Here is a 7,259-nt window from a genome sequence, read left to right as displayed (position 1 = left end):
GCGAGATCGGCACCGCCAGGCTGGCGATCACCGTGGCGCGCAGGCTGTGCAGGAAGAAGAAGATCACCAGCACCACCATCGCCACGGCCAGCGCCAGCTCCATCTCCACATGCTCCACCGAGGCGCGGATGCCGCTGGTGCGGTCGGCCAGCACCTGCACGTCGATGGACGCCGGCAGCGAGGCCTGCAGCTCGGGCAGCCGCGCGCGGATCGCATCCACCGTGGCGATCACGTTGGCGCCCGGCTGGCGGTGCACGTTCAGGATGATCGCCGGCACGAGTGCGGCCTCCGCAGCCCCCGCCCCCCCCGCTTCGCGTGCTTCGCTGCCCGCCCAGGCGCCCAGCCGGTTGTTCTCGGCGCTGGCCACCACGCGAGCCACGTTCGACAGCCTGACCGGCGCGCCATTCTTCCAGGCCACGACCAGGTTCAGGTAGTCGTCCACCGTCAGCAGCTGGTCGTTGGAGTTGATGGCGTAGGCGCGCTTGGGGCCGTCGAAGCTGCCCTTGGCGCTGTTGGCGTTGGCCGCGCTGATGGCGGTGCGCAGCGTGCTCAGGCTGATGCCGTTGGCCGCCAGCGCCTGCGTGTTGGCCTGGATGCGCATCGCGGGCTTCTGGCCGCCGTCGAGCGTGACCAGGCCCACGCCGCCGACCTGGCTCATCTTCTGCGCCAGGCGCGTGTTGACGATGTTCTGCACCTCGGTCAGCGGCAGCTCCTTGGAGGTGACCGCGAGCGTGAGCACCGGCGCATCGGCCGGGTTGACCTTGGCGTAGATCGGCGGCGCCGGCAGGTCGGTGGGCAGCAGCGCGCTGCTGGCGTTGATGGCCGCCTGCACCTCCTGCTCGGCCACATCCAGCGACAGGCCCAGCTGGAACTGCAGCGTGACGATGGACACGCCCGCGGCGCTGGTGGAGGCCATGCGGTCGAGCCCGGCCATCTGGCCGAACTGGCGCTCCAGCGGCGCGCTGACGGTGCGGCTCATCACCTCGGGGCTGGCGCCGGGGTACAGCGTCTGCACCTGGATCGTGGGGTAGTCGACCTCGGGCAGCGCCGACAGGGGCAGCAGCCTGAAGCCCACCAGGCCTGCCAGCACGATGGCCAGCATCAGCAGCGCGGTGGCGACAGGCCGCTCGATGAACGGACGGGACGGACTCATCGGTGCAGCCCCGCGTCAGTGCGCCGCGCCGGCGGCAGCGGGTGTGGCAGCGGGTGCGGCGGGTGCGGCAGGCGCAGCAGGTGCGGCTGGCGTTGTGGCCGCTGCAGAGGCGCTCCCGGCCCCGGCCGCGGCGGCATCGCCGCCCTGCCCGCGGCGGCCCCTGCCGCCGTGGCTGCCGCGGCCGCCCGCAGCGGATGCGCCGCCCATGCCCGGCGTCTCGCCCTGCAGCTGCACGCTGGCGCCGTCCTTGAGGCGGTCGGCGCCCTCGGTCACCACGCGCTCGCCCTCTTTCAGGCCATTGGTGATGGTGACCCAATCCACCGTGGACATGCCGCGGATCACGGTGCGCTGGGCCACCGTGCGGTCGTCCTTGATCACGTAGACGAAATCGCCGTTGCCGCCGGTGCGGATCGCGGTGACCGGCACCACCAGCGCGGTCTCGTCCTTGAGCGTGAGCCGCACGTTGACGAACTGGTTGGGAAACAGGGCGCCGTCGGCGTTGGCGAAACGGGCCTTGGCCTTGATGGTGCCGGTGGTGGTGTCCACCTGGTTGTCGAGCGTGCTGAACACGCCGGTGGCCAGCGTCTTGAGCCCCGCGCGGTCCAGCGCCAGCACCTGCAGGCCACCGCTGCCACCGGCCTTCTGCGTTTTCTGCGCCTCCAGCACCGCCGGGATCTGGTCCTGCGGCACCGTGAAGCTGACGTTGATCGGCGCCACCTGGGTGATGACCGCGATACCCGTGGCGCCGCCGGTGGACACATAGTTGCCCGGGTCGATGCTGCGCAGGCCGATGCGGCCATCCACCGGCGCGGTGATGCGGGTATAGCCCAGGTTCAGCTCGGCGCTCTTGACCTGCGCCTGGTCGCCCAGCACCGTGCCTTCGAGCTGCTTGGCCAGCGCGGCCTGGGTGTCCAGGTCCTGGCGGGCGATCGAGTCCTGCGCCCACAGCGTCTCGTAGCGCTTGAGCGTGACCCGCGCCGCATTGAGCTGGGCCTGGTCCCGGGCGAGCGTGCCGCGCGCCTGCATCAGCGCCTGCTCGAAGGGCCGCGGATCGATCTGCGCCAGCTTCTGGCCCTTCTTCACCATCTGGCCCTCGGTGAACAGCACCTCGCTGAGCACGCCCGAGACCTGCGAGGTGAGCGTCACCGTGGTCACCGGCACCACGGTGCCCATGGCATTGAGCGTGAGCGGCAGCGTCTGGCGCCGCACCACCGCCTGGCCCACGGTGACCTGCATGCCGCGGCCCCCCATGGCGCCGGGCGCACCGCCGGGCCCTCCTGGCCCGCCCGGGCCCGCGAGCCCGGCCTGGCCGCTGGCGGGCGTCTTGCCGCGCTGCACCAGGTACCAGGCGCCACCGGCGAGCGCGGCCACCACGGCCACGGCCACCAGCGAGCCCAGCCAGCGGCGGCTGCGCGAGGGTCTCGCGGGGCTCTGGGTTGAGGAAGACGAGGGGGAAGGATTGTTATTCGATTCGTTCATGGTCGATCCAGGTGGCATCTGGCCCAGGTGCTGCCACTGTAGCTGCAAATCCTGCTGGCTCGGCGGCAAAGCTCCCTCACCTCGGCCGGTGATAGCCCGATGCTATGCAAACCATGTTGCCTTTGAGCGCCTCCTGTGCAAAACAACCGTAAACCCAGCGGCTCCGTATGATGGCAAATGTTGCAGCCCGGCAATCGGCACGCCGGGCGCCAGAGCCCCTTGCCCCCCACTGACCCGCACTGACCCGCACATCTTTTATGAGCACTGCCGAATCTTCCACCCCGCCGCTGCCGCTGGCGGGCATCCGCGTCGTCGAGTTCACCCACATGGTGATGGGCCCCACCTGCGGCATGGTGCTGGCCGACCTGGGCGCCGAAGTCATCAAGGTCGAGCCGCTGGGCGGCGACCGCACCCGCCAGCTGCTGGGCGCGGGCGCGGGTTTTTTCCCGATGTTCAACCGCAACAAGAAAAGCATTGCGCTGGACCTGCGCCACCCGCGCGGGCTGGAGGCCGCGATCCGCCTGGCCAGCAGCGCCGATGTGGTGGCGCAGAACTTCAAGCCCGGCGTGATGAAGAAATACGGCCTGGGCTACGAGGCCCTGTCGCGGCTCAACGAGCGGCTGATCTATGTGAACCACACCGGCTTCCTGCCCGGGCCCTACGAGCACCGCACCGCGCTCGACGAGGTGGTGCAGATGATGGGCGGGCTGGCCTACATGACCGGCCGCCCCGGCGACCCGCTGCGCGCGGGCACCAGCGTCAACGACATCATGGGCGGCATGTTCGGCGCGATCGGCGCCATGGCCGCGCTGATGCAGCGCGCCGCCACCGGCCGCGGCCAGGAGGTGGACTCGGCCCTGTTCGAGAACAATGTCTTCCTGGTCGGCCAGCACATGATGCAGTACGCCGTCACCGGCGAGGCCGCCGCCCCCATGCCCGAGCGCATCTCGTCGTGGGCGGTGTACGACGTATTCACGCTCAAGGACGGCGAGCAGATGTTTCTCGCCGCGGTCAGCGACGCGCAGTGGAACACGCTGTGCCTGGCCTTCGGCTGGGCCGACCTGCAGTACGACCCGGGCTTTGCCACCAACAACGACCGCGTGCGCGCCCGCCCCCGGCTGCTGCCGCTGCTGCGCGAGCGGCTGCTGCACTACAGCAGCAAGAAGGTGGCCAGGATCTTCGAGGACAACGGCCTGCCCTACGCGCCGATCAACAAGCCCGAGCAGCTGTTCGACGACCCGCACCTGAGCGCCACCGGCGGCCTGGCCGAGATCACCCTCACCGATGGCGAGCGCGCCGGCGCAAGCGCCCGCACCACCTTGCTGCCGCTGCGCATGGCCGGCCAGCGCCTGGGCGTGCGCCGGCATCCGCCGCGCCTAGGCGAACACACCGAGGCCGTGCTGGCCACGCTGGGCTATGGCGCCGACGAGATCGCCCGGCTGCGCGAGCTGCGGGCGGCTGGCTGAAACCGCTCGCTTCAGACGCAACGGAAAGCAACGCCTGCATCTGCACGGGGGCGGGATCGGCCGGGCCGCCGCATCAGGCGCTACCATGCGGGCTTCTCATCGATCTGGAGTGACCGCATGCGCATTGCCCGCCCGCCTTTTCGCATTTCCCGCACCGTCCTGGCCGGCTTCGCCGCACTGGCGCTGTCCGCCGGCGCGCTGGCGCAGAACCCGGGCGACGGCCCGCACGGCAAGGACGGCGGCCCCACGCTGAACCTGGAGGCCGCCGCCTCGCAGCGCGTGTCCGAAGATACCGCCTGGGCCACCTTCAGCGTGGAGAAGGAATCGCGCGACCAGGCCCAGGCCCAGCAAAGCGGCCGCGCAACGCTGGGCGAGCTGAGCGCGCTGGCCAAGCAATACCCGCAGCTGCAAGTCAGCACCGACAGCCTGTTCACCAGCCCCAACTACGACAAGAACGGCAAGATCACCAACTGGCGCACGCATTTCACGCTGCGCATCGAGTCCACCGACACCGCCCAGGTCGCGCAGGCCATGTCCGCGCTGATGGACAAGGCGCGCCTGTCCGGCTCGGGCTTCTCGCTGTCCACCGCGGCACGCAAGAAGGCGCAGGACCAGCTGATCGCCGATGCGGTCAAGGAGTTCGAGGCCAAGGCCAGGGTGGCCGCCACCGCCATGGGCTTTGCGCGCTTCGAATACGGCAGTGTCGCGCTGCAGCAAAGCGGCAACTCCATGCCCATGCCGCGCGGCGGCATGATGGCGGCCAAGGCGGAAATGTATTCGAGCGACAGCGCCGCCCCGGTCACGCTGGAGCCGGGCAAGACCGAAGTGTCGGTCAGCCTGTCGGGCACAGTGCGGTTGCTCAAGTAAGAATGTGCTCCTCAGGGCTGCGCGAACCCTTTGCATCGCGGCATCTGGAAATCGGCTGCAATCTATGCTTCAATCGGCTCGCGCTGGCCTTCGGCGCTAACCCATAGCATCACCATGAAGAAACTGCTTGCTGTCACCGTGCTGGCCTTCGCCACCAGCCTGTCGTTTGCCGCCGACAAGGCGCCGTCTGCCCAGCAGAACCTGATGAAGACCTGCAACGCCGAAGCCACCGGCAAAAAGGGCGACGAGCGCAAACAATTCATGAGCTCCTGCCTGTCGGACGGCAAGAAGCGCCAGCAGGAGCGCATGAAGGCCTGCAACGTCGACGCCGCCGGCAAGAAGGGCGACGAGCGCAAGGCCTTCATGAGCGATTGCCTGAAGAAGTAGGCATTCACCCTCCCCCACCCCATCCTGGCGCTGCGCGAGCCGCAGCGCTTTTTTGCGCCGCCTCCAATCCGCAACGTTGCCGGACCGCGCCACAGCCGGCTAAAGCGGGCCCCAAGGTGACTATGGGCCGCGCCGCGCTTCGCGCATCCATCCGCATGGCCGCTCCAGCGCCGCGGGATTTAATTGATGGCACGCCCTAGTCTTCCAGGCTCCGGCTCCTGGTCTCAGGAAGAAAGACAAGGCCCACGATGGCAGCCAGAGTGCAAACCGCCACCGGATACCAAAGCCCTGCATACACATTGCCTTCGGCTACATTGATGGCAGACACGGTGAACGGCAGCATCCCGCCAACCCAGCCCGCCCCCAGGTTGAACGGCAGCGACAGCGATGTGTAGCGGATGCGCGCGGGAAACAGCTCCACCATCATGGCGCCCATCGGGCCATAGATCATCGTGAGGTAAAGCACCAGCAGAAGCACCAGCCCTAGGACGGCAGGCAGATTCATGCTGCCCGGATTGGCGGCCTGCGGCCATCCTGCAGCCATCAGGCTCTTCCTGATGGCCGAAGGATCAAAGCCGATGATCTCTGCATCGCCAATGCGGATGACGGCTTGCGCGGCACCAGGCTGAACCTGAAGCTCATAGCTCACGCCCAGATCGGTAAGGTAGCCCTTGGCCTTGTCGCAAGCCGTGACCGGTGCGGCGAACAGTGAAAAATGGCAATCATCGGCCACGATGCTTACCTGCGTGGCTTGATTGAACTGCTGCAACTCAGGGGTGGCATAGCTGGTGAGTGCCTTGAAGATCGGAATGATGGTGCATGCGGCCAGCACACAGGCGCCAACGAGGATGTACTTGCGGCCGATGCGGTCCGAGAGCCAGCCGAAGAGCAGATAGCAGGGCGTTGCCACCGCCAGCACGCCGCCCATGATCCAGTGCACGGTCGATTGCGGAATGTGCAGCGTCTTGTTCAGAAAGAACATTACATAGAAGTGCCCGGTGCCAAAGATTGCGCCAAGGCCCGCGCAAATCACGAACAGCAGTAGTACGTAGCGCAAGTTGCCCCATTTCAGGAAGCTGTCGCGTATGGGGGCATTCGACATGAGCTTGCGGCTCTTCATCGCCAGGAATACCGGCGACTCATGCAGTTTGCTGCGCACATGGACCGACACGACGAGCATCAGCAGAGAAACGATGAAAGGAATGCGCCAGCCCCAGGCAAGGAATTGTGCATCGGTGACGCAATACTTCACCAGCGCCACGGTTATGAGCGAGAGCAGCAACCCCAGCGTAGCCGTGGTCTGAATCGAGCTGGTGTAGAGGCCGCGCCGCTGGATCGGCGAATGCTCGGCGACATAGGTCAGGGCGCCGCCGATTTCTCCTCCCAGCGCCAGGCCCTGCAATAGCCTGAGAGCAACCAGTGCAATGGTGGCCGCGATGCCGATATGCTCGAACGTGGGCAGCAGGCCTACGCCGACGGTGGAGATACCCATCAGCAAGATGGTGACCAGGAAGGTGTATTTGCGGCCAATGATGTCCCCCAGGCGGCCGAACAGCAGCGCGCCTACCGGGCGTATGAGGAACCCGGCGCCAAAGGTCGCCAGGCTGGCCAGGAAGGCAACCGTGCTGTTGCCGGAAGGAAAGAACAAGGCGCCAAAGACCGCGGCCAGCGCAGCATAGATATAGAAGTCGTACCACTCCATGAGTGCGCCGAATGATGATGCAAGAATGACTTTCCTCTCCTCCCGGCTCATGCCGGGCGAGGCATCTGGCGCGCCGCTGCGCTGCGCATGATCAAGGGTGTTCATGGTGCTGGTCTCCTGATGTGGTGTCGTGAACGATGCTTGTGCGGATCGGCACCGCCTGTGCAAATGGCAATGCGGCAGCTTCACGCGCCGCTGCGCGTAT

At 67.3% G+C, this 7,259-nt stretch carries 6 protein-coding genes; 3 read left to right on the top strand and 3 right to left on the bottom strand.

Translation table 11 applies throughout. The features are described from left to right. Together ACODRX_RS21325 and ACODRX_RS21320 are read right to left on the bottom strand one after the other, a co-directional pair. Positions 1-1,153 (bottom strand): efflux RND transporter permease subunit (locus ACODRX_RS21325; RefSeq protein WP_488873545.1); only part of this gene is annotated, 1,153 nt, incomplete at its 3' end. 15 nt (positions 1,154-1,168) lie between these two features. After that, positions 1,169-2,632 (bottom strand): efflux RND transporter periplasmic adaptor subunit, encoded by a 1,464-nt coding sequence (locus tag ACODRX_RS21320; protein ID WP_488873544.1) that lies wholly within the window; start codon positions 2,630-2,632, stop codon positions 1,169-1,171. Between the two features lie 257 nt (positions 2,633-2,889). On the opposite strand from ACODRX_RS21320, the gene ACODRX_RS21315 reads away from it, so the two are divergent. The 3 genes from ACODRX_RS21315 (at position 2,890) to ACODRX_RS21305 (ending at position 5,352) form a co-directional block, all read left to right on the top strand. Next, complete coding sequence (locus ACODRX_RS21315) at positions 2,890-4,098, top strand: CaiB/BaiF CoA transferase family protein (protein ID WP_488873543.1); 1,209 nt, start codon at positions 2,890-2,892, stop codon at positions 4,096-4,098. Positions 4,099-4,215: 117 nt separating this feature from the next. Then, on the top strand, positions 4,216-4,965 hold the full coding sequence (locus ACODRX_RS21310) for an SIMPL domain-containing protein (protein ID WP_488873542.1): 750 nt from the start codon (positions 4,216-4,218) through the stop codon (positions 4,963-4,965). A 114-nt stretch (positions 4,966-5,079) separates the two neighbouring features. Further along, positions 5,080-5,352, top strand: a complete 273-nt coding sequence (locus ACODRX_RS21305; RefSeq protein ID WP_488873541.1) for a PsiF family protein — start codon at positions 5,080-5,082, stop codon at positions 5,350-5,352. A 196-nt stretch (positions 5,353-5,548) separates the two neighbouring features. Here ACODRX_RS21305 and ACODRX_RS21300 read toward each other — a convergent pair whose 3' ends face one another. Beyond that, a complete protein-coding gene (locus tag ACODRX_RS21300; RefSeq protein ID WP_488873540.1) occupies positions 5,549-7,159 on the bottom strand; it encodes an MFS transporter in 1,611 nt (536 codons plus the stop codon). Positions 7,160-7,259: the final 100 nt, after the last annotated feature.

Source organism: Comamonas sp. FG99, assembly GCF_057808605.1.
Note: the sequence above shows the minus strand (reverse complement) of the source record. Positions and strands in the feature narration are given on the sequence as shown.